The sequence below is a fragment of the Kitasatospora sp. NPDC057936 genome, assembly GCF_042887525.1.
GTDB lineage: Bacteria > Actinomycetota > Actinomycetes > Streptomycetales > Streptomycetaceae > Kitasatospora.
Genome location: NZ_JBHVPD010000001.1, coordinates 260,095 through 281,639 on the forward strand (window position 1 = coordinate 260,095; position 21,545 = coordinate 281,639).

A 21,545-nucleotide genomic window follows, 5' to 3' on the forward strand; every position below is an offset into this window, starting at 1 on the left:
GGGCTCACACATGACCGTCCTGAGGACCGTCGACGCCACACCCGGGCAGCGGCTGCTCTGGATGATGGAGCACTACCGCGGCGCCGACACCCCGCTGAACGTCAACGCCTGCTACCGGCTGCGCGGCCCGCTCGACCGGCCCGCGCTGCGGACCGCGCTGGACCGGCTCGTCGAACGGCACGAGGCGCTGCGCACCACCTACGAGTCGGTGCGGCGCAGGCTCGTCCAGCACGTCCACACGCCCCGGCCGGCCGCGCTGGCCGAGGAGGAGGTCGGGCCGGAGCCCGAGGCGCTGGCCGAGGCGCTGCTGCGGCACGCCCGGCACCGGCACGACCTGGCCGTCACCCCGCTGCACGCCGCGCTGCTGACGGTCGGGCCGGAGGAGTCCGTGCTGGTGCTGAACATCCACCACCTGTCCACCGACGGCTGGTCGGGCGGGGTGCTCTCCCAGGAGCTCGGGCGGCTGTACCGGCCCGGCGGCGAGCCGGCGCCGGAACCCGGCAAGGCGGCCTGGCAGTTCGCCGACTTCAGCGAGTGGCAGCGGCAGCGCTACGAGGACGGCGTGCTGGCGGAGAGCCAGAAGTACTGGCGCGACACCCTGGCCGGGGCCGAGGCGCCCCGGCTGCCCGGCACGTCGGCGATCCGCGACGGCGTCGGCCAGCTGCCCGGACTGGCCGCCCTCACCCTGGAGCCGGAGCTGGTGGTGGGCCTGACGGCGCTGTGCCGCAAGCAGCGCTCGACGATCTTCGTCGCCGCCCTGGCCCTGTTCGCCGGCGTGCTGTACGGCCGGGAGGGGCAGCGGGACGTCGCGCTCGCCTCGATGTTCGCCAACCGCACGCGGCCCGAACTGGCCGGCACCGTCGGCTTCCTGTGCAACCTGCTGGTGCTGCGCCTGGACCTGGAACCGCAGGCGGGCTTCCTGGAGGTGCTGCGCTCGACCCGGGACACCGTGCTGGACTCGCTCGCCCACCAGGAGGTCCCGTACCACCTCGTGCCGCAGGGCCGGGGGGAGCGGGGCGAGGGGCTGGAGAACATCCTGTTCCAGGTCGCGGTCGGGCCCGAGTACGCGCTGAGGCTGAGCGGCCTGGAGGTCACCCAGGTCCACCCGCCGGGCGGCATGGCGAGCCGGTTCGACCTGGAGTTCGTGCTGATGCCCACCGAGGACCGGATCGAGGGGCAGGTCTGGTACGACCGCCGCCGCTTCGACCCGGCCTGGGTCGAGGGCCTGACCGCCGACTTCCGGCGGCTCGCGGAAGCGGCCGTCGCCGAGCCCGGACGGCCGCTGGCGGAGCTCGTCGCGCAGCTCGCGCAGGACGCTGTCCGAGTGCGCGGCGGCGGCAGTTGAACACAGGCGTGACACCGAAGGGGCCCGAGCGTCGAAACGCTCGGGCCCCTTCGGTGTTCCGGCCGGCCGGGCTACTCGCCCAGGTGGTGCATCACGTGCTTCACCCGGGTGTAGGCCTCGAACCCGTACACCGACAGGTCCTTGCCGTACCCGGAGTGCTTGAAGCCGCCGTGCGGCATCTCGCTCGGGAAGCCGAGGTGGGTGTTGACCCAGACGCAGCCGAAGTCCAGCCGGCGGGTGAACCGCATCGCGCGGGCGTGGTCGGTGGTCCACACCGCGGAGGCCAGGCCCTGCTCGACGCCGTTGGCGAGGGCGACCGCCTCGTCCTCGTCGGCGAACGGCTGCACGGTGATGACCGGCCCGAAGACCTCCCGCTGCACGATCTCGTCGTCCTGGCGGACGTCGGCGATGACCGTCGGCGCGTAGAAGTACCCGGCCTCGCCCACCCGGTGGCCGCCGGTGACGACCCGCGCGTGGGCGGGCAGGCGGCGGACGAAGCCGTCGACCCGGGCCAGCTGGTCGGCGTTGTTGAGCGGCCCGTACAGCGCGCCGGCGTCGTCCGGCGGGCCGGGGCGGGCCGCCTGCGCGGCCTTGGTGAGCGCCGTCAGCAGGTCCTCCTGGACCGCCCGGTCGACCAGCACCCGGGTGGCGGCCGTGCAGTCCTGGCCGGCGTTGCCGTACGCCCCCTCGACGATCTTCGCGGCGGCGGCCGGGAGGTCGGCGTCGGCGCAGACCACGACCGGGGTCTTGCCGCCCAGTTCCAGGTGGACCCGCTTGAGCCCGGCCGCCGCGTCCCGTGCGACCTCCGTGCCCGCCGCGACCGATCCGGTCAGCGACACCAGCGCCGGGACGGGGTGGCGCACCATGAGCCGCCCGGTGTCCGGGCCGCCGCAGACCACGTTGAGCACCCCGGGCGGCAGCACCTCGGCGGCCAGCTCGGCGAGCAGCAGGGCCGTCTCGGGGGTGGTCTCGGCGGGCTTGAGCACCACGGTGTTGCCCGCGGCCAGGGCGGGCGCGCTCTTGAGCACGGCCATCAGCAGCGGGAAGTTCCACGGCGCGAGCTGCGCGCAGACGCCGACCGGCTCCCGGCGGGTGTAGGAGGTGTGGCCGGGGGAGTACTCGCCCGCGGCCAGGCCCTCCAGCACCCGGGCGGCGCCGGCGAAGAAGCGCAGCTGGTCGACCATCAGCGGGGTCTCGCCGGCCGCCGCCGCGCTGCCGGTGCTGCGGGCCTCGGCGGCGGCGAACTCGTCGAGCCGGCCCGCGAGGGCGTCGGCGATGCGCAGGAGGGCGTCCTGGCGCTCGGCGGGGCTGGTCCAGCGCCACTGCTCGAAGGCGGTGGCGGCGGCCCGCATCGCCCGGTCGACGTCCTCCTCGCCGCTGTCGGGCGCCAGCAGGTACGGGGTGCCGGTGCAGGGGTCGAGCAGTTCGGTGTACGTGCCGTCGGCGGGTTCGGCGGACCGGCCGTCGACGAAGTTGCCGAGGCGGGGCAGGCGGGGAGGGGTCATCAGCGCTCCTGTGGGTCGGCGGTGGCGGCGGGGGCGGCGGATTCGGGGGCGGTCGTCGCCGCTCAGGCGCTCACCCGCAGCGACGTGAAGCCGTGGAAGCCGAGGTTGTTGTTCCAGTTGAAGCCGTCCTGCGAGACGCGCAGCGCGGGCCAGCGCCGGTACAGGGTGGCGAGGGCGATCCGGAGGGTCTGGCGCACCAGCGGGTCGCCGAAGCACAGGTGGCGGCCGGCGCCGAAGGTGAGGTGGCGGTTGGGCAGCGGGCGGTCGAGGACGAGCTCGTCGGCCCGGTCGAAGGCGGCGGCGTCGCGGTTGGCGGAGCCGACGTACAGCATCATCGGGCGGCGGGCCGGCAGCACGATCTCCTGGCCGGCGGCGGTGGTGTAGGCGAAGTCCTCGCGGGCGACCCGGCCGACGAACTGGACCGGGGTGCAGAAGCGCAGCAGCTCCTCGACAGCCGGGCCGACGGTGGCCGGGTCCAGCAGCAGGTCGCGCTCGTGCAGCGGGCGTTCCTCCAGGGCCTGCACGCTGTTGCCGATGAGGTAGCGGATCGAGGCGACCCCGGCGAACAGCAGGAGCGCGGCCTGGGCGACGACGTCCTCGTCGCTGAAGCGGTGGCCGTGGACCTCGGTGGTGCGCAGCGTGTGCAGCAGGCCGTTCTGCTCCTCGGAGAGCTTGGCGCACTCGGGGGAGGCGAGGAACTCGGCGAGTTCGCGGGTGCTGGTGCGGGTGCGGTCGAGGTGCTCGACGGTGACCTTGGTGGAGCCGAAGAGGTAGGCGATGTCGTCGGTCCAGCGGGTCAGTTCGGGGTGCGCCTCGACGGGCACGCCGAGGACGTCGGCGATGACCATGGCCGGCAGCGGGAAGGCGAAGTCGGTCATCAGGTCGAAGCCGGCCGGGTCGACGGCGTCGAGCAGCCCGTCGACCAGCCGCTGTATCCGGGGCTCCAGCGCGGCGTCCGTGAAGGGGACGTAACTGCGGTTGGCCTGGCGGCGGTTCTTGGTGTGCTCGGCGCCGTCGTGGAAGGCCAGCCAGCGTTCGTAGACGCCGAGCATGTCGGCGTAGTCGGTGCGCTGTTCCTCGGGCAGGAACCAGAGCGGCACGGCCGCCCGGGCGTTGGAGAGCCGCTCGTCCTTCATCAGGGCCAGGCAGTCGGCGTAGCCGAAGAAGAGCCAGGCCCCGCCGAAGATCTTCTCGGAGCGGTACGCCGGGTGCTCGGCGCGCATTCGGTCGTAGAAGGAGAAAGGGTCGGGAATGTACTCGAAGTCGTTGTGCGAGAAATCTTCGGCGGCGAGCGCGTGGGTGGCCAAGGAAATTCCTCCGGGCGGGATTCGGGTCGTGGACGGCCTCAGTGGACCAAAGGCGCCGAACGCCTGACAAGGCGTCACCGGTGAACGGCGATCGGGCCATCGCCCGAGGTCAGCGCGGTGTTCGGGCGGCTGCGGTTGGACACTGGCCAGTGCGCGGCGGGACGGCCTAACCTGCGTTTTCGCGTCCCCCGTTTTCCCTGTTGTTTTCCCCCGTCCGCCGACCGGCCCGTGGAGTACGGATGGCTGAAGCTCTGCCCTGGCAGGAAGTCCTGCCCGGATATCCGCTGGACCGTCGGGCGTTCTCCGACGAAGCGGTCCTCGACCGGGAACTGCGCCGGGTGTTCCGGGAGTCCTGGCAGTTACTGGCGTTCGCGTCGGAACTGCCCGACGCCGGCGACTACCTGGTCCGCACGCTCGGCAACGACAGCGTGATCGTGGCCCGCGACGAACAGGGCCGCTTCACCGTGCTGCTCAACTCGTGCAGCCACCGCGGCACCCAGCTGTGCCGGGCGACGTTCGGCAACGCCGCGCACTTCCGGTGCAGTTACCACGGCTGGACGTTCGCCAACGACGGCCGCCTGGTGGGCGTGCCCGCGCTGCGCAGCAACTACCCGGAGGACTTCCGCAAGGACCGCTACGACCTGCCCCGGGCCCGGGTGACCTGCTACCGCGGCTTCGTCTTCGCGACCTGGAGCGAGAGCGCCCCGCCGCTGGAGGAGTACCTGGGCGACGCCCGCTGGTACCTGGACGCGCTGCTCGACCTCGCGGGCGGCGAGTGGGAGGTGTACGGGCCGCCGCAGCGCTCGGTGACGACCGGCAACTGGAAGGTCGTCACCGACAACTTCGCCGGCGACGGCTACCACATGGGCACCACCCACCAGGCCGCGTTCGAGCAGGGCATCTACGGCTCCAGCCTGGCCGACGGCACGCTCGGCAAGGGCGAACTGGAGCTGATCGGGATCAACGTCCCCACGCCGCAGGGGCACGCGGTGCGGGCCGGCTACGTCGTCGAGAAGGGCCGGCGCACCCTGCCGGCCAAGGTCGAGGACCCGGCCTACATCGGCTACCCGCGCGAGGTGTGGGAGGCGTTCACCGCCGGGCAGACGCCCGAGCAGGTGCGCTTCAACTCGCACTGCGAGGTCGTGCACGGCGTGCTGTTCCCGAACGCCGCCTTCCTGAGCGTCTCGCACGACCGGGCGATCGGGCGCGAGGACGACCCGCTGACCAAGTACTTCGTGTGGCGCGTGCACAACCCGATCGACGCCCGGCACACCGAGTGCCTCTACTGGACGCTGGTGCCCAAGCGGCACGTGGACGAGGAGTGGAAGCGCCGCTCGTACGCCTTCCAGGCCCGCTCCCAGTCGGCCGGCGGAATCCTCTTCGAGATGGACGACTTCGAGAACTTCGCCCGGATCGACGCCGCGATCGGCGGCACGGTGGCCGACGGCGCCCCGCTGGACCTCTCGCTCGGCCTCGGCCTCGGCGAGCCGGTGCCGGACTTCCCGGGCCCCGGCCGCGCCGAGTACCTGACCCTGTCCGAGCAGAACCAGCGGGCCTTCTACCGCCGCTGGGCCGAATTGATGGAGGGCGACGATGCGTGAGGCCGCCCGCACCGCGTTCGGAGGGCGACGATGAGCGAGCCCGTCCGCACGGACCACCAGCCCGCCTACGAGCTCCAGCCGTTCCCGCCGCGCGGGGCCCGCCAGGTCGAACTCGACGCCTCCGCCGGCGCGTTCCTCACCGAGGAGTCGGCCGCCCTGGACGAGGGCCGCCACCAGGACTGGCTGGACCTCCTCGACGAGCGCTTCCTCTACCAGGTGCCCGTCCCGCTGCTGCGCGAGGATCCGGCCCTGCCCCGGCACAGCGACCGGGCGCTGCTATTCGAGGCGACCAAGCACATCCTCGCGATGAAGCTCGGCCGCACCGGCCTGCGGCACGCGTGGTCCGACCGCCCGGGCGGGGTGACGCGCCACTTCATCAGCGGCGTGCGGGTGTTCGCCGCGCCCGAGGCCGACACCTGGCGGGTGGAGTGCAACGTGCTCGCCTCCTGGACGCGGGGCCGGGGCGAGGCCGCCCTCGCCACCGCCGCCCGGCACGACATCGTGCGCTGCCTGCCCGGCGCCGGCTACCGGCTGCTGCGGCGCCGGGTCCTGCTGGACACCGAGGTCGCCACGCACCAGCAACTCTCGATCATCTTCTAGCGCGGGCCGGCACGCGCCGGCCCGCGGGAGGCGAGGCAGCGGCATGAACGGGCTGGCCTGGACGGCCGAGGAACGCCGGGAGACCGAACTGTGCCGGATCTGCTGCGAGTCGGCGGCGGTCACGGTGTCGAGCTACCCGACCGGGAACGGGACCCGGCTCAAACTCGTCTCGGAACGCTCCGGCGCGGCCGTCCTCCTGGACGCCACCGTGCTGGACGCCCTGTGCCACCTGACCCCGGAGCGCGCCGCCGACCTGGTCCGCGAGCGCACCGAGGGCGCCGGCCCGGCCGAGGGGGACGCCACCGTCGAAGGAGCCGCCCCGTGAAACCCGCACCCTTCGAGTACCGGGCCGCCGGCACGCTCGACGAGGCCCTCGCCCTGCTCGACCCGCCCGGGCACAGCATCGCCCCGCTGGCCGGCGGGCAGAGCCTCGTGCCGCTGCTCAACCTGCGCCGGGTGCGGCCCGCCGTGGTGCTCGACCTCAACCGGCTCACCGAGCTGGCCGGCGTCGAGGTGACCGGCACGGCCGTGCTGGTCGGGGCGATGACCCGGCTGCACGACCTGGAACGGCACGAGGGGCTGCGAGCAGCGCTGCCCGTCGTGCCGCAGACCGCCGCCCGGGTGGCGCACCGGCAGATCCGCCACCGCGCGACCCTCGGCGGCTCGCTCTGCCACGCCGACCCCGCCGCGCAACTCGCGGCCACCGCGGTCGCGCTCGGGGCGACGCTGCGGCTGCGCCGGGCGGGCGGCGAACGGACCGTGCCCGCCGAGGAGTTCTTCACCGGGCCGCACCGCACCGCCCGTCGGCCGGACGAACTCCTGACCGCCGTCTCCTTCCCGCGCAGGCCCGGCTTCCGCTACCGCTTCGAGTCCGTCACCCGGCGCGGCGGGGCGGGCTTCCCCCTGGTCGGCGTGTGCGTGGGCGTACGGCTGGAGGCCGGCGCGGTGGCCGAGGCCCGCATCGCCGCCTGCGGGGTGGCCGACCGCCCGCTGCGGCTCACCGGGGCCGAACAGGCCCTGGCCGGGTACGGCGCCGCCGCGGCGGACGGCGCGCTGGGCGAGGTCGCCGACGCGGCCGTCGCCGGCACCCGCCCGCCCTCCGACCTCCACGGCAGCGCCGAGTTCCGGGGCGACCTGCTGCGCACGGTCCTCCGCCGGGCCGCCGTCCACCTGCTCACCGAGGGGAGCTAGCCCGTGCCCACGTCACCGATGAGCGGCACATCGATCAGCCTGAGCGTCAACGGCACCGCACACACCGCCGAGGCCGAGGACCGCACCCTGCTCAGCGACTTCCTGCGCCACGGCCTCGGCCTCACCGGCACCCACGTGGCCTGCGAGCAGGGCGTGTGCGGCGCCTGCACCGTGCTGGTGGACGGCGAACCGGTGCGCTCCTGCCTGATGCTCGCCCGCCAGGCCGACGGCTGCCGGGTGGAAACGGTCGAGGGCCTCGCCGAGGACGGCCGGCCCGCGCCGCTGCAGCAGGCGATGACCGACGAGCACGGCCTGCAGTGCGGCTTCTGCACGCCCGGCGTGCTGATGGGCCTCACCTACGCCGACCGGGCCGGCCTGAGCGCCGACCAGGCGGTGACCGAGGTGCTGCGCGGGCACCTGTGCCGCTGCACCGGCTACGCGGGCATCCGCGCCGCCATCGAGCGGCACTGGCAGGGCGAGGGGGCGACGGCATGACCGCGTCCGACGTCGGCCGCGGGGCCGGTCCCGACGCCGGCCGCATGATCGGGCGCGCCGTCCCGCGCGTGCACGCGCCCCGGCTGGTGCGCGGCCAGGGCCGCTTCGTCGACGACATCGACGACGCCGGGGCCCTGCACGCCGTCGTGCTGCGCAGCCGGGTGGCGCACGGCCGGATCACCCGGTTCGACCCGGCGGCGGCGCTGGCCGGCGGCGAGGCGCTGCTGGTGCTCGGCCCGGACGAGATCGAGCGGTTCACCGACCCGATCCCCACCGCCTGGCGGATCCCCGGCCAGCTCACCGGCACCGTGGCCCTCGGCGACCGCACCGTCCGCTACGTCGGCCAGCCGATCGGCCTGGTGGTGGCGCGCAGCCGGGCGCTCGCCGAGGACGTCGCGGAGCTGGTCGCCGTCGACATCGACCCGCTGCCCGCCGCGATCGGCCTGGCCGCCGCGCTCGCGCCGGACGCCCCGCGGCTCTACCCGGAGGCCCCCGACAACATCGGCGGGCGGATCCACTTCGGCGACGACCCGGCCGCGCTCGACGCCGTCCTCGCCGCCGCCCCGCACGTGGTGGAGCGCGAGTTCGCGGTGCAGCGGATCAACCACAGCCCGATGGAGCCGCGCGGCCTGCTCGCCGAGTGGATCCCCGCCACCGGGCGCCTGACGGTCCACAGCAGCACCCAGTCCCCGCACGCCGTCCGCCAGGAGCTCGCCACCGCGCTGCGCCTGCGGGTCGACCAGGTGCGGGTGGTGACGCCGGACGTCGGCGGGTCGTTCGGCGGCAAGGTCACCCTGTACGTCGACGAGGCGCTGGTCTGCCTGGCCGCCGTGCGGCTCGGCCGCCGGGTCAAGTGGATCGAGGACCGCACCGAGAACCTGAGCTCCTCCTACCAGGGCCGCGGCCAGCGGGCCCGCGCCCGCCTCGCCCTGGACGCGGACGGGCGCTTCCTCGCGCTCGCCGCCGAGATCACCGGGGACCTCGGCGCGTTCGCGATCCAGGCCGGCAGCGGCCCGTTCCAGGTCGCCGGGCTCGCCCTGGAGGGCCCGTACCGGTTCCCGCGGGCCGGGGCCACCATCACCACCGTCCACACCAACACCGTGCCGACCGGCGCCTACCGCGGCTACGGCATGCAGGAGGCGGCCTGGATCCGCGAACGGCTGATCGACGAGGCCGCCCGCGAACTCGGCCACGACCCCGTCCGGCTGCGGCTGCACAACCTGCTCGGGCCGGACGAACTCCCGTACACCACGCGCACCGGGCTCACCTACGACAACGGCGACTACCCCGCCGCGCTGCGCCGCGCCGCCGAACTGGCCCGGGAGCGCACCCGGGAGTCCACCGGGACGGTGCGCCGAGGAGTCGCGGTGACGGCCAGCGTGGAGATCACCGGCTTCGCCCCCTCCGCGCTGCTGGAACTGTTCCGGATCGACTGGGCCGGCTGGGAGAGCGCCCGGGTGCGGGTCAACCAGGACGGCACCGTCACCGTGTTCGCCGGGGTGATCCCGGTGGGCCAGGGCATCGAGACCACCCTCGCCCAGATCGTCGCGGACCGGCTCGGCGTGCCCCTGGACTGGATCGCCGTGGAGCTCGGCGACACCGCCACCGCGCCCTACTCGGACCTCACCTCGCAGGCCAGCCGCTCGGTCACGCTGGCCGGCGGGGCCCTCGTGCGGGCCGCCGGGCGGATGCGCGAGCGGATGCACGCCCTCGCCGCCGCCCACCTCGGCGCCCCGCCGGACGAAGTGGTGCTGGACGGCGCCCAGTTCCGCTGGCCGGCCGGGAACGCCACGACCGCGTGGTCCGAGGTCGCCGCCCGCGGCTGGCGGGGCTGGGGCCGGCCCGACCCGGACCGGATCCGGCTGGAGGAGAGCGTCGACTTCGACCCGCCCGCCATCACCTACTCCTACAGCGCGCACGGCGCCGCCGTCGCGGTCGACCTGGAGACCGCGGAGGTCACCGTCGAGGACTACTGGACCGTCAACGACAGCGGCGTACTGGTGAACCCGGCCATCGCCGACGGGCAGATCGTCGGCGGCGTCGTCCAGGGCCTGGGCATCGCCCTGGTCGAGGAGGCCGTGCACGACCCGGCCACCGGACGGCCGCTCGCCACCGGCTTCACCGACTACGTGCTCCCGGTCTGCGCCGACGTCCCGCCGGTCACGGTGGAGCACCGGTGCACGCCGAGCACGGTCATCCCCGGCGGTTTCAAGGGCCTCGGGGAGGGCGGGGTCATCCCCGCCCCGGCCACCGTGGCCGGGGCCGTCGCCGCCGCCGTCCCGCACATCGCCCACCGGCTGACGGCCACACCGCTCAAGCCGGAACGGATCTGGGCGGCGCTGTCGGAGGCCAAGGAGCTCTCGGAGGCCGACCGGGACTGACCCGTACGGACCGTACCGCCGCAACCCCCGACCCCGAAGGGACCACCAGCGTGCCAGCCCGTCAGGACGAGCCGACCGGCCGCCCGCCCACCGTCCGCGAGGCCACCTTCGCGCTGCTGCGGAGCCTCGGCATGACCACGGTCTTCGGCAACCCCGGCTCCACCGAGCTGCCGATGTTCCGCGACTTCCCCGCCGACTTCCGCTACGTCCTCGGGCTCCAGGAGTCCGTGGTGCTGGCCATGGCCGACGGCTTCGCCCAGGCCGGCCACCGCCCCGCCGTGGTCAACCTGCACTCCGCCGCCGGCGTCGGCCACGCGATGGGCAGCCTGTTCACCGCCTGGCGCAACCGCACCCCGCTCGTGGTCGTCGCCGGCCAGCAGGCCCGCTCGCTGCTCGGCGGGGAACCGTACCTGCTCAACGACCAGGCGGCCGAACTGCCCAAACCGTACGTCAAGTGGAGCCGCGAGCCGGCCCGTGCCGAGGACGTCCCGGCCGCCATCGCCCGCGCCTGCTACCTGGCCATGTCACCGCCCTACGGCCCGACCCTGGTCTCGGTGCCCGCCGACGACTGGGACCGGCCCTGCGAACCCGTCGAACCCCGGACGGTCTCCACCACGCTGCGCGCCGACCCCGAGGCGCTGGAACGCGTCGGCCGCGCCCTGGCCGGCGCCGCCCGCCCCGCCTTCGTGGTGGGCGCCGCCGTCGACCAGGACCGGGCGGTCGCCGAGGTGGTGGAGCTGGCCGAGCGCCACCGCGCCGCCGTCTGGGCCGCGCCGATGTCCTCGCGCTGCGCCTTCCCCGAGACCCACCCGCTCTTCGCGGGCTTCCTGCCCCCGGTGCGCGAGGAGATCGTGGCCCGGCTCACCGGCCACGACCTCGTGCTGTCGCTGGGCGCACCGGTCTTCACCTACCACGTGGCGGGCGCCGGTCCGGTACTGCCGCCCGGTACAGCGCTCCACCAGCTCACCGACGACCCGGCCACCGCCGCCTGGACCCCGGTCGGCGACGCACTGCTCACCGGCCTCCGCCTCGGCGTGCGCGACCTGCTCGCCTTCGACCCGGCCGTCCCCCGCGAACTCCCGCCCCCGCGGCCCGCACCGGCCCCCGTCCCGGACAGCGACGTCATCACCCAGCCGCTGCTGATGCGCACCATCGCCGACCTGCGCCCGGCCCGCAGCGTCATCGTCGAGGAAGCCCCGAGCAGCCGCCCGGTGATGTGCGAGTACCTGCCCAACGAGCGGCCCGAGAGCTTCTACACGTGCGCCAGCGGCTCGCTCGGCCACTCGCTGCCGGCCGCCGTCGGCATGGCGCTCGGCCGGCCCGACGAGCGGGTGATCGCGGTGGTCGGCGACGGCTCCGCGATGTACTCGATCCAGGCCCTGTGGTCCGCCGCCGAACTCGGCCTGCCGCTGACCGTCGTCGTTGTGAACAACGGCCGCTACGCCACGGTGGACCGCTTCGCCGACCGCTTCGGGCTCGGCAAGGCCGTCGGCACGCGGATCGGCGGCCTCGACTTCGCCGCCCTCGCCCGCGCCCAGGGCTGCGCGGCCGGCCGGGTCGAGCACCCGGCCCGCCTGGCGAGGGCCCTGCGCACCGCCCTGGCCTCGCCCCGGCCGTACCTGCTCGACGTCCGCGTCGGCGACTGAATCCCGTTTCCTTCGAGAGGGAGAGACAACCTCCATGACCCAGCGCACCGCGGAAGAGATCCGGCAGGACATCCGCGACATCGTGATCGGCATGGCGCCCGACCAGGGCCTCGCCGACCGGCCCGACCCGGAGCTGGTCGAGGAACTCGGCTACCACTCCCTCGCGTTGCTCGAACTGGCCTTCGCGCTGGAGGACGAGTACGGCCTGCCGGCGATCGACCGCGAGCGGGCCCGGCTCATCCGCCGCCTCAGCGACGTCCAGGAGTACGTGGTCGCCGAACTGGCCCGGGCCGAGGCGAGCGGGGGCGCGGCGTGATCGACGGACGGCTGCGCGCCGTGGCGGACCGCGGGCCCGGACGGGCGGCGCTGGTCTGCGGCGAGCGCCGGATCTCCCACGGCGAACTCGCCGACCGGATCGCCCGGGCGCGCGGCGGACTGCACGCGCTGGGCCTCGGACCGGACGGCCTGCTGCTGCTCGCGCTGCCCAACTGCCCCGAGTTCGTGGTCGGTTACTTCGCCACGGCGGGCATCGGCGCCCGCGTGCTCGCGCTGGACCCGGGGCTGACGGAGGCGGAGTACCGCCGGGTGCTGGCCGAGGGCCGGCCCGACGTCGTGGTCACCACGGCGGCGCTCGCCCCCCGCTGGGCCGAACTCGCCCCGGGCGCCGCCCTGGTGGTCGTCGGCGGCCCGGCGGCGGCCGGGCACTCCTTCGACTTCGACGAGCTGACGCGCGCCGACGCGCTGCCCGCCCGCCCGGCCGACCCCGAGCGGGCGTGGGTGCTCACCTACTCCTCCGGTTCCACCGGCGAGCCCAAGCGGATCTGCCGCAGCCAGGACAACCAGCTGGCCGAGGCCGACCACATCATCGCCAGCGCCGCCGTCACCCCCGACGACGTCATGCTCTGCCCCGTGCCGCTGTACCACGCGCTCGGCCAGTTCTGCTGCATGATCGTCGCGGTGCTGGCGGGCGCCACGCTCGTCCTGCCCGAGCCCTCCGGTGCGGCGGGAGCGGGCGGGCCCGACCCCGCCGACCTGCTGGCGCTCGTCGCCCGCCACCGCGTCACCGTCCTCCCGTCCGTGCCCTACCTGCTCGGCGCCCTCGCCGACTGGCCCGAGGACCGCCCCGCCGACCTCTCCTCCGTCCGGCTCTGCCTCTCCGGCAGCAACTTCCTGCCGCCCGCCGTCCGGGAGCGCTTCCTCGCCCGGTTCGGCGTCCCCGTCCGCCAGACCTACGGCAGCTCCGAGGCCGGCAGCGTCAGCTGGGACTGCGACCCCGACGGCTTCGTCCCCGAGTCCGTCGGCCGCCCCCTGCACGGGGTGCGGGTCGAGGTGCTGGACGAGCACGGCCGCGCCCTGCCGACCGGCAGCACCGGCGAGATCGCCGTCACCAGCCGCTCCGTCATGCTCGGTGAACTCGCTCCCGGCGGCACCCTGCTGCGCCCCGGCCCCGGGCGCTACCTCACCGGCGACCTGGGCCGGCTCGACGAGGACGGCCGCCTCCACCTCACCGGCCGCAAGCGGATCCTGGTCGACACGGGCGGGCACAAGGTCAACCCCGTCGAGGTCGAGGAGGTCCTGGAGGCGCACCCGGCGGTCCGCGCGGCGGCCGTGGTGGGCGTCCCCCTGGCCGGCGGCGGCGACCTGCTCGTCGCCGCCGTCGTACCGGGCGACGGCGGCCCGGTCCCCGCCGAGGAGTTGCGCGCGCACTGCCGAGCCCGCCTCGCCGGGCACAAGGTCCCGGCGCGCTTCGAGACCGTCGACGGCCTGCCGCGCACCGAACTCGGCAAGCTCCGCCGGGGCCGCCTGGCCGCCGAACTCGCCGCCCTCGTGGACGCCGACGCGGACCGCCCGGCCGCCGGGATCCGGCACGAACCCGACCCGCGCCGACGCGCCCGCCTCCTCACCGAACACCTCCGCCGACGCGCCGCCGACCTGCTGGCCGTCCCGCCCGAGCGGCTCGACCCGGCCGCGCCGCTGCACGCCCAGGGCCTCGACTCGCTGGCCGCGCTGCGCCTCAAGATGGCCGTCCAGGACGACCTGCGCCGCACCGTCGGCCTGCCCGAACTCCTCGGCGGCGCCAGCCTCGACACCCTCGCCCGCCGCCTCGCCGAAGACACCGCCGGGCCCACCGAGGCGCTCGTCGTCCGCGGGCCCGTCGTCGGCGAGTTCCCGCTCTCCCACAACCAGTCCGCGATCTGGCACGCCGACCAGCTCGTCCCGGAGGCCGCCGCCTACAACCAGAGCTTCGCGGCCCGGATCACCTCGCACTGCGACCCCGCGGCCCTGCGCCGCGCCTTCCAGGCCCTCGTCGACCGCCACCCCGCCCTGCGCACCACCTTCGCGCTGCGCGACGGCCGCCCGGTCCAGCGCGTCGCCGAGCACGCGGACGTCGACTTCGCGGTGCTCACCGTCCCCGCCGACTGGCCCGACCGGACGGAGCAGCTGAGCGCGACAGCGTTCCGCCCCTTCGAGCTCGACCGCGAGACTCCGCTGCGCGTCCGGCTGCACCTCGGCGCCGCCGACGGCCCGGTCCTGCTCGTGACGGTGCACCACATCGCCACCGACTTCTGGTCCACCGTCGCCCTCCTGCGCGACCTCGCCGCCGCCCACGCCGCCGACGGCGAGCTGTACCAGCCGGCGCCCCGGCACGGCTACACCGACTACGTCCGCTGGCAGGCCGAGACCCTCGCCGGCCCGGCGGCCGAACGCGACCGGGCGTACTGGCGCGACCTCCTCGCCGACCCGCCGCCCGCCCTCGAACTCCCCGCCGACCGGGCCCGCCCGGTGGTCCAGAGCCAGCGCGGCGCCCTCCACGTCCACGAGTTCGACCAGCCGCGGGTCAAGGCCCTGCAGGACTTCGCCCGCCGCCACGGCAGCACCGTCTACACCGTCCTCCTCGCCGCCTTCCAGGGCTACCTCCACGCCTGGACCGGCGAGCGCGACATCGCCGTCGCGACCATCACCACCAACCGCCAGCGCTCCGAATTCGCCGACGTGCTCGGCTACTTCGTCAACCCGGTGGTGTGCCGCACGCGGGTGGACCCGCAGCTCCCGTTCACCGACCTGCTCGCCTCGGCGGGCCGCGGGCTGCTGGCGGGTCTGGAGCACCAGCAACTGCCCTTCGCGACGGTCGTGGAGCAGCTGGCCGCCGAACACCCCGGCCGCCGGCGCGACCGCAGCCGGACGCCGCTGGTGGAGATCGGCTTCGGCCAGAACAAGGCCCAGGACGGCGGGATGCTCGCGGTGAGCCGCTTCCTGTCCGGGGCCGGCCAGGAACTGCGGCTGGGCTCGCTCGCGCTGGAGTCGCTCCCGCTGCGGCGGCGCGGTGTGGTCTACGACTTCTCCGGCGCGGTCCACGAGTCCGCGGACTCGGTGGCGATCGCCTGGGAGTACAACACCGACCTCTACGAGGCGGCCACGGTCGAGCGGTTCGCCGCCCGGTTCGAGGAGTGGGTGGCGCGGCTCCTGGAGCGACCGGAGCTGCCGCTGGCGGAGCTGGACGCGGGTGGCGGGGCGGTGGCGCCGTTCGCCGGCCCGGCCACGGGTGGCCCGGCGGTGCGGCCGGAGCGGCCGGAGCGGCCGTCGGCGGGGGACGCGCCGGAGGGAGGGCCGGTCGACGATCCGGTCGCGCCCGCCGCCAGGCAGGTCGCCGGTCGGGGCCCTCGGCCCGATCGCACCGCTCCGGCCGGCCCGCCGCCCGCGCTGCCGCAGGCGATCGGCGACCTGGCGCGCGCCCACCCCGGGCGGACCGCTCTGGTGGCGGGCGCCGACACGCTGACGTACGGGCAGGTGTCCGACCGGGCCGGGGAGCTGGCCGCCCGGATCGCCGCGCTGGGCCTGGCTCCGGGCGCCCGCGTCCTGCTTCGGCTTCCCGGGCGGCCCGCGGACCTGCTGGCCGCCGGGCTGGCCGTGCTGTGGTGCGGCGCGGTCGCCGAGCCGCTCGACACGGCCGCCGAGGTCCGTGCGGCGTGCGCGGACGCGGCCCTGCTGATCACCACGGCGGAGGGCCGTGCCGAACTCGGCGCGCTGCCCGTGCCGGTGCTCTGCCCGGAGGCGCCGGGCGAAGCCGGCCGGGTCGAACCGGTCCCCGTCGGGCCGGGCGATCCCGCGCTGGTGCTCAACACGTCCGGCGTGACCGGCGAGCCCAGGGCCGTGGTGCAGCCGCACGGCGCGCTGGCCGCCTGGGCGCACTGGCTCGCCGGACAGTGCGGGCCCGGCGGTCGCGTCCTCGTCCACGGAGGGCCGGGGGCCGACCAGGTGCTGGCCAGGTCGCTCGCGACGCTCGCCGCGGGCGGCACCGTGGTGGTCGCCACCTCCGGTGAGCTGTCCCGGCTCCTGTGCGGCACCGATTCCTTCGGCCTCGTCATCGTCACCCCGTCCGAGCTCTCCGCGCTCCTTCCCGGCCTCGCCGCGTCCGGCCGCGAGCCGGCCGTGCGCACGCTCCTCGTCACCGGGGAGCCGCTCACCCCCGCGGTGGCCGCGCGGTGGCGGGCGGTGAGCCCCGAATCCCGGCTGCTTCACGGCTACGGCGGTGCGGAGACCGCGCCCGTCGTCTGTGCCCGCGAGGTCGTCGCCGACGACCTGCCCGCGACCGATCCCTTCCGGCCGCTGCCGGTCGGGCGGGCCCTGGACGGGATGACCGCCCGGGTGCTCGACGACGTCGGCCGTCCGACCCCGCCCGGGGTGTCCGGCGAGTTGTGGGTGACGCGCTTCGCGGACGACGAGCCCGTCCGCACCGGCGACCTCGCCTGCCGGCTGCCCGACGGCGGGATCGTCGTGCTGGGCCGCGCCGCCGATCTCACCCGGCGCAACGGCTACCTGGTTCCGCCCGGCCGGGTGGAGGCCGCCTTGCTGGGGCTGCCCGGGGTGCTGGGCGCCGTCGCCGTGACGGAGGACGCCGACCTCGTCGCCCGCGTGGCCGTCGGACGGTCGACGCCCCGTCTGCGGGAGGCGCTGCGCGAGCTCCTGCCCGAGTACCTGCTGCCCGCCGAGGTGCTGCTGACCGACCGCCTGCCCGCCGCCCGGAACGGCAAGACCGCACGGAACGGCAAGACCGTCCGCACCGGCCCGGCGCCGGCCGCGCAGCCCCGGACCGAGGAGCCCCGGACCGAGGAGCCGGACCGCCCGGCCGGCCCGACGGACCCGGTGGAGGCCGTCCTCGCCGCGATCTGGGCCGAGGTGCTGGGCGTCGCCGAAGTCGGCCCCGAGGACGACTACTTCGATCTCGACGGCGACTCGATCACCAGCATGAGCATCGTCTCCCGGGCCGCCGAGGCCGGTCTGCGGCTCACGCCCCGGCAGATCTTCACCCACCCCACCGTGCGCGAACTCGCCGCCGTGGCCGAACGGACGGCAGCACCCGGGCCCTCCGCCCCGGCGTCGCCGGACGGCCCTGTGGAGGTCCCACTCGCGCCCGTCCAGCAGTGGTTCCTCGACCTGCCGCTCGTCCGGCCGCAGCACTGGAACCAGACACTGCTGCTGCGCGCCGCCCCAGGCCTGGACGCGGACCTGCTGCGCCGCGCCCTGCTCGCCGTCGCCGCGCACCACCCGGCGCTGCGCTTCCGCTACCACCGCGACGAGGACGGCTGGCACCAGACCGCCCGGCCCGACGCCGAGCCGGTCCGCGTCATCGACGCCACCGGCACGGGCGCCGATCCGGAGAGCGCCGCCGTCCGCGCGCAGGCCGAACTGGACCTGGCCGACGGGCCGTTGTTCGCCGCCGTGCTCCTTCCCGCGAGCGAGGAGCCCGGCCTGCGCATCCTCCTCACTGCGCACCACCTCGTCGTCGACTTCGTCTCCTGGCAGATCCTGCTGGACGACCTCGGCCGCGCCTGCGAGCAACTGCTCGCGGGCGAGGAGGTGCACCTGCCCCCGCTCACCACCCCCTTCGCCGAGTGGACGACCCGGCTGCACGCCCACGCCGACTCGCCCGCCGTCCGGGCCGAACTGGAGCGCTGGAGCGGCCCGGCCGCCCGGCCGGTCGCCCGCCCCGACGCGGGCGCGGAGGGCCAGGCCGCGCTCGCCGAGGCCGCGTTGCCCGCGGAGGCGACGGCCGCGCTGCTGGCCGCGACCGGCGGCCGCGGGCGCGACCGTGCGCAGGACGTGCTGCTCGCCGCCGTCGCCCAGGCGGTCGCCGAGTGGACGGGGGAGCGCGAGGTGGTGCTGGACGTCGAGACGCACGGCCGGGCCGACCTGTTCCCGGAGGTCGACCTCAGCCGCACCGTCGGCTGGTTCACCGCCGTCCACCCGGTGACGGTCGCACCGGACCGGTCGCCCGGGGAGGCCGGCGAGGTCGGGGAGGCCGGCGAGGCCGGCGAGGCCGGGGGGACCGGGGAGGCCGGCCCCGCCGCCACCTACCGCACCGTCCGCGCGCTGCTGGCAGGGCTGGCCGCCGAGGGCCTCGGCCACGGCCTGCTCCGCCACGCCGCGAGCGATCCCGCGGTGCGCGCCCGGCTGGCCGCGCGCCCGCCCGCCACCGTCAACGTCAACTACCTGGGCCGCGCGGGCCGTCTGGTCGGCGGCGGCGCGCCCGCCGAGGGCCGGGTGCTGACCCCGCTGCCGCTCGCCGGCACCGGCGACCGCGGCCCCGACAACCCGCGCCCCTACCCGCTGGAGGTCAGCGCCCTGCTGATCGACGACCGGCTGCTGGTGCGGGTGCGCCACAACGCCGTCGCTCACCCGCAGACCGACGTCCAGCGGCTGCTCGACCGCGTCCTGAACGGCCTGACGGCCATCGTGTCCACGCTCGCGACGGTCCCCGCCGCGGACCGCGCGCACCCACTCGCAGGAGGCCAGTAGTGTCAACAGCCCACCCTCTTCTCCCCTCCGCCACCGCCCTGGTCCGGGCCGGCTGGGCGGCCGCGCTGGGGCGCGACGACTTCGGTGACGAGGACGACTTCTTCGCGGTCGGCGGCCACTCGCTGCTGGTCGCCCGGATCATGGCCGGCATCGGCCGGCAGGTCGGCACCCGCCTGCCGCTGCGGATGTTCTTCGACCACCCGACCGTCTCCGACCTCGCCGGAGCGCTCACGGCCCGGGGGCTCGTCCCCGGCGAGGACCGCGAGGAGAAGGGGGCCGGCGCGTCATGACCGGACCGGACCGCCTCCTGCCCCCGCCGCAGTGGTTCGCCACCGCCCGCCCCTTCCGCGACACCGCGACCGTCCCCGACCTGCTGCGGGCCGCCGCCCGGGCCCACCCCGACCGGCCCGCCCTGGTGGCGAGCGACGGCACCGCCCTGACCCACGGCGAACTCGACGCCTGGACGGACCGGCTGGCCCGCCTGCTGGCCGAGCGCGGCATCGGCCGCGGCTCGTACGTGGCGCTGTACGCCGACCGCACCCCGTCGGCCGCCGCCTCCCTGGTGGCGGTGCTCAAGGCCGGCGCGGCGTACGTGCCGATCGACCCGGCCTGGCCCCGGGCCCGCGCCCTCGAACTCCTCACCGACCTCGGCGTGAGCTGCGTCGTCGCCGGCCGCGCCCGCCTCAAGGCCGTCCAGGAACTGCGCTGGGACGCGCCCTCGGTGCGCGAGGTGATCTGCCCCGAGATCACCGCGAAGGACACCTGGGCCGAGGTGCTGGACCGCGAGATGGTCGAGGAGTTCTTCGACTTCCTCTCCGGCGAGCCCGACCCGCTGGAGGCGGCAGGCTTCAACCTGCGCCGCTCCGAACGCCCCTACCGGCCGGGCGACGTGACCGGCTACCGCGACCACGTCGGGCGGCTGGGCCGCGAGGCGGCGGGCGAGGGCGCCCGGATCCTGGAGGTCGGCTGCGGCTCCGGCCTGATCACGGAGGCGCTGGCGCCCACCGCCGCCCGCTACGTGGCGGTCGACCCGTCCTCGGTGGCCGTCGACCGCAACCTGGCCGCGGCGGCCGCGGGCGGCTACGCGGCGGAAGGCGCGGTCTGCTACGCCCACGAGGTGCCGCAGGCCGTGTCCGGAACCTTCGACCTGGCGATCATGGCGAGCACCGTCCAGTTCCTCCCGGACCTGGACTACTTCCTGGAGACCCTCCGGGGCCTGCTGCCGATGCTCCGCCCCGGCGGCACCCTGCTGCTGGCCGACCTCATCGACCCCGGCCTGGAGGCCCACGCGGGCCTGCGGATCCCGCCCGCCCTGCTGGAGCGGCTCCCGCAGCTCCTGCCGCCGGTCGCCGGGGTCGAGGTGCGCCGCCGCCGCGCGGAGGACTTCGCCGGCGAACTCTCCCACCGCTACGACGCGTTCATCACCGTGGGGGAGGGCGCGGCACCCGCCGTGCGGCCCGGCCGGGTGTGGACCGGCGCCGACATCGAGGCCAGGCCCGCCGGAGCGCTGCCGCCCGGCACCGTCACCGCGGACGACCTCGGGTACGCCGTGTTCACGTCCGGCTCCACCGGCAAGCCCAAGGGCGTCATGGTCCAGCACCGCCCGGTCGTCAACCTGATCGACTGGCTGAACCGGACCTGGGCGGTCGGGCCGGGGGACCGCATCCTCGCGGTCGCCTCCTTCTGCTTCGACCTGTCCGTCTACGACCTCTTCGGGGTGCTCGCGGCGGGCGGCTCGGTGCACCTGGCGACCCAGCCCGAGATCGCCGAGCCGGAGGTGCTGATCGACCTCCTGGAGGCCGAGCCGATCACCCTGTGGGACTCGGCACCGGCCGCGCTCGCGATGCTGACCCCCTTCCTCGACGGACGGCCCGCCGACGGCCTCCCCGCCGAGGCGCGCGGCTCGCTGCGCCTGGTGCTGCTGAGCGGCGACTGGGTGCCGCTCACGCTCCCCGACGAGATCCGCACGGCCTTCCCCCGCGCCGAGGTCGTGGCCCTCGGCGGTGCCACCGAGTGCACGGTCTGGTCCAACGCCTTCCCGGTGGGCGAGGTGGACCCGGCCTGGCCGAGCATCCCGTACGGCCGTCCGATGGCCAACGCCCGCTACCACGTCCTGGACGCCGCCCTGCGGCCCCTGCCCGTGGGGGAGCCGGGCGACCTCTACATCGCCGGGGCCTGCGTCGCGGCGGGCTACGCGGGCCGGGCCGCGCTGACCGCCGCGTCCTTCCGTCCCGAACCCGGCTCGCCGGAGCCCGGCGGGCGGATGTACCGCACCGGCGACCGCGCCCGCTGGCTGGCCGACGGCAACCTGGAGTTCCTCGGCCGGCTGGACGAGCAGGTGAAGGTGCGCGGCCACCGGATCGAACTCGGCGAGGTCCAGCACGCCCTGCACCAGTGCCCGGGGGTGCGCGCCGCGCTCGTCACCACGGTGGACCGGCCCGGCGGCCGGGACCTGGTCGCCTTCTACGTGCCGGCGGCCGACGGGCCGGCCCCCGAGGAGGCCAGGGCGCACCTCCTCGCCCGGCTGCCCGCGCACCTGGTGCCCGCGCGGGTGCTGGCGGTGGACGCGTTCCCGGTGCGCGACACCGGCAAGGTGGACCGGGCGGCGCTGCTGCGGCTGCTCTGACGCCTTGAGCGGGAACGCCGGAACGGGCGGTGGCGGGAGATCCCCGCCAC

General features: G+C 75.7%; 14 protein-coding genes. 12 read left to right on the forward strand and 2 right to left on the reverse strand.

Annotated elements, in window-relative coordinates; genetic code table 11:
- The first annotated feature begins 10 nt into the window (after positions 1 to 10).
- Positions 11 to 1,345 (forward strand): condensation domain-containing protein, encoded by a 1,335-nt coding sequence (locus ACFVU9_RS01070; RefSeq protein ID WP_387588695.1) that lies wholly within the window; start codon positions 11 to 13, stop codon positions 1,343 to 1,345.
- A 71-nt stretch (positions 1,346 to 1,416) separates the two neighbouring features.
- On the opposite strand, the gene ACFVU9_RS01075 is transcribed toward ACFVU9_RS01070, so the two are convergent.
- Positions 1,417 to 2,850: an aminobutyraldehyde dehydrogenase gene (locus tag ACFVU9_RS01075; protein WP_387588697.1), complete on the reverse strand. Its 1,434-nt coding sequence runs from the start codon at positions 2,848 to 2,850 to the stop codon at positions 1,417 to 1,419.
- Between the two features lie 62 nt (positions 2,851 to 2,912).
- Positions 2,913 to 4,157, reverse strand: coding sequence for a cytochrome P450 (locus ACFVU9_RS01080; RefSeq protein WP_387588699.1), 1,245 nt, complete (start codon positions 4,155 to 4,157; stop codon positions 2,913 to 2,915).
- 239 nt (positions 4,158 to 4,396) lie between these two features.
- Here ACFVU9_RS01080 and ACFVU9_RS01085 point away from each other — a divergent pair, with 239 nt between their 5' ends.
- From ACFVU9_RS01085 to ACFVU9_RS01135, 11 genes are read left to right on the forward strand one after another with little or no spacing between them, the layout of a single operon-like run.
- Positions 4,397 to 5,758: a Rieske 2Fe-2S domain-containing protein gene (locus tag ACFVU9_RS01085; RefSeq protein WP_380493858.1), complete on the forward strand. Its 1,362-nt coding sequence runs from the start codon at positions 4,397 to 4,399 to the stop codon at positions 5,756 to 5,758.
- 30 nt (positions 5,759 to 5,788) lie between these two features.
- Positions 5,789 to 6,358 (forward strand): aromatic-ring-hydroxylating dioxygenase subunit beta, encoded by a 570-nt coding sequence (locus ACFVU9_RS01090; RefSeq protein WP_380441064.1) that lies wholly within the window; start codon positions 5,789 to 5,791, stop codon positions 6,356 to 6,358.
- Positions 6,359 to 6,401: 43 nt separating this feature from the next.
- Positions 6,402 to 6,683: a hypothetical protein gene (locus ACFVU9_RS01095; protein ID WP_380441061.1), complete on the forward strand. Its 282-nt coding sequence runs from the start codon at positions 6,402 to 6,404 to the stop codon at positions 6,681 to 6,683.
- Positions 6,680 to 7,549: an FAD binding domain-containing protein gene (locus tag ACFVU9_RS01100; RefSeq protein ID WP_380441058.1), complete on the forward strand. Its 870-nt coding sequence runs from the start codon at positions 6,680 to 6,682 to the stop codon at positions 7,547 to 7,549. The genes ACFVU9_RS01095 and ACFVU9_RS01100 overlap by 4 nt, the downstream gene beginning before the upstream one ends.
- An 18-nt stretch (positions 7,550 to 7,567) precedes the next feature.
- Positions 7,568 to 8,044: a (2Fe-2S)-binding protein gene (locus ACFVU9_RS01105; RefSeq protein ID WP_380441153.1), complete on the forward strand. Its 477-nt coding sequence runs from the start codon at positions 7,568 to 7,570 to the stop codon at positions 8,042 to 8,044.
- Positions 8,041 to 10,425 (forward strand): xanthine dehydrogenase family protein molybdopterin-binding subunit, encoded by a 2,385-nt coding sequence (locus ACFVU9_RS01110; protein WP_387588702.1) that lies wholly within the window; start codon positions 8,041 to 8,043, stop codon positions 10,423 to 10,425. The genes ACFVU9_RS01105 and ACFVU9_RS01110 overlap by 4 nt, the downstream gene beginning before the upstream one ends.
- Before the next feature lie 50 nt (positions 10,426 to 10,475).
- Positions 10,476 to 12,071: a benzoylformate decarboxylase gene (mdlC, locus tag ACFVU9_RS01115; protein ID WP_387588704.1), complete on the forward strand. Its 1,596-nt coding sequence runs from the start codon at positions 10,476 to 10,478 to the stop codon at positions 12,069 to 12,071.
- A 34-nt stretch (positions 12,072 to 12,105) separates the two neighbouring features.
- Entirely contained in the window at positions 12,106 to 12,387 is a 282-nt protein-coding gene (locus ACFVU9_RS01120; RefSeq protein ID WP_380441052.1) for a hypothetical protein, read from the forward strand.
- Positions 12,384 to 18,869: a condensation domain-containing protein gene (locus ACFVU9_RS01125; protein ID WP_387588706.1), complete on the forward strand. Its 6,486-nt coding sequence runs from the start codon at positions 12,384 to 12,386 to the stop codon at positions 18,867 to 18,869. The genes ACFVU9_RS01120 and ACFVU9_RS01125 overlap by 4 nt, the downstream gene beginning before the upstream one ends.
- Positions 18,869 to 19,159 carry an acyl carrier protein gene (locus ACFVU9_RS01130; protein WP_387588708.1) on the forward strand — a complete coding sequence of 97 codons (291 nt, stop codon included), beginning with the start codon at positions 18,869 to 18,871 and terminating at the stop codon, positions 19,157 to 19,159. Before ACFVU9_RS01125 ends, ACFVU9_RS01130 begins: the two co-directional genes overlap by 1 nt.
- Positions 19,156 to 21,495, forward strand: coding sequence for an amino acid adenylation domain-containing protein (locus tag ACFVU9_RS01135; RefSeq protein WP_387588710.1), 2,340 nt, complete (start codon positions 19,156 to 19,158; stop codon positions 21,493 to 21,495). The genes ACFVU9_RS01130 and ACFVU9_RS01135 overlap by 4 nt, the downstream gene beginning before the upstream one ends.
- Positions 21,496 to 21,545 lie beyond the last annotated feature (50 nt).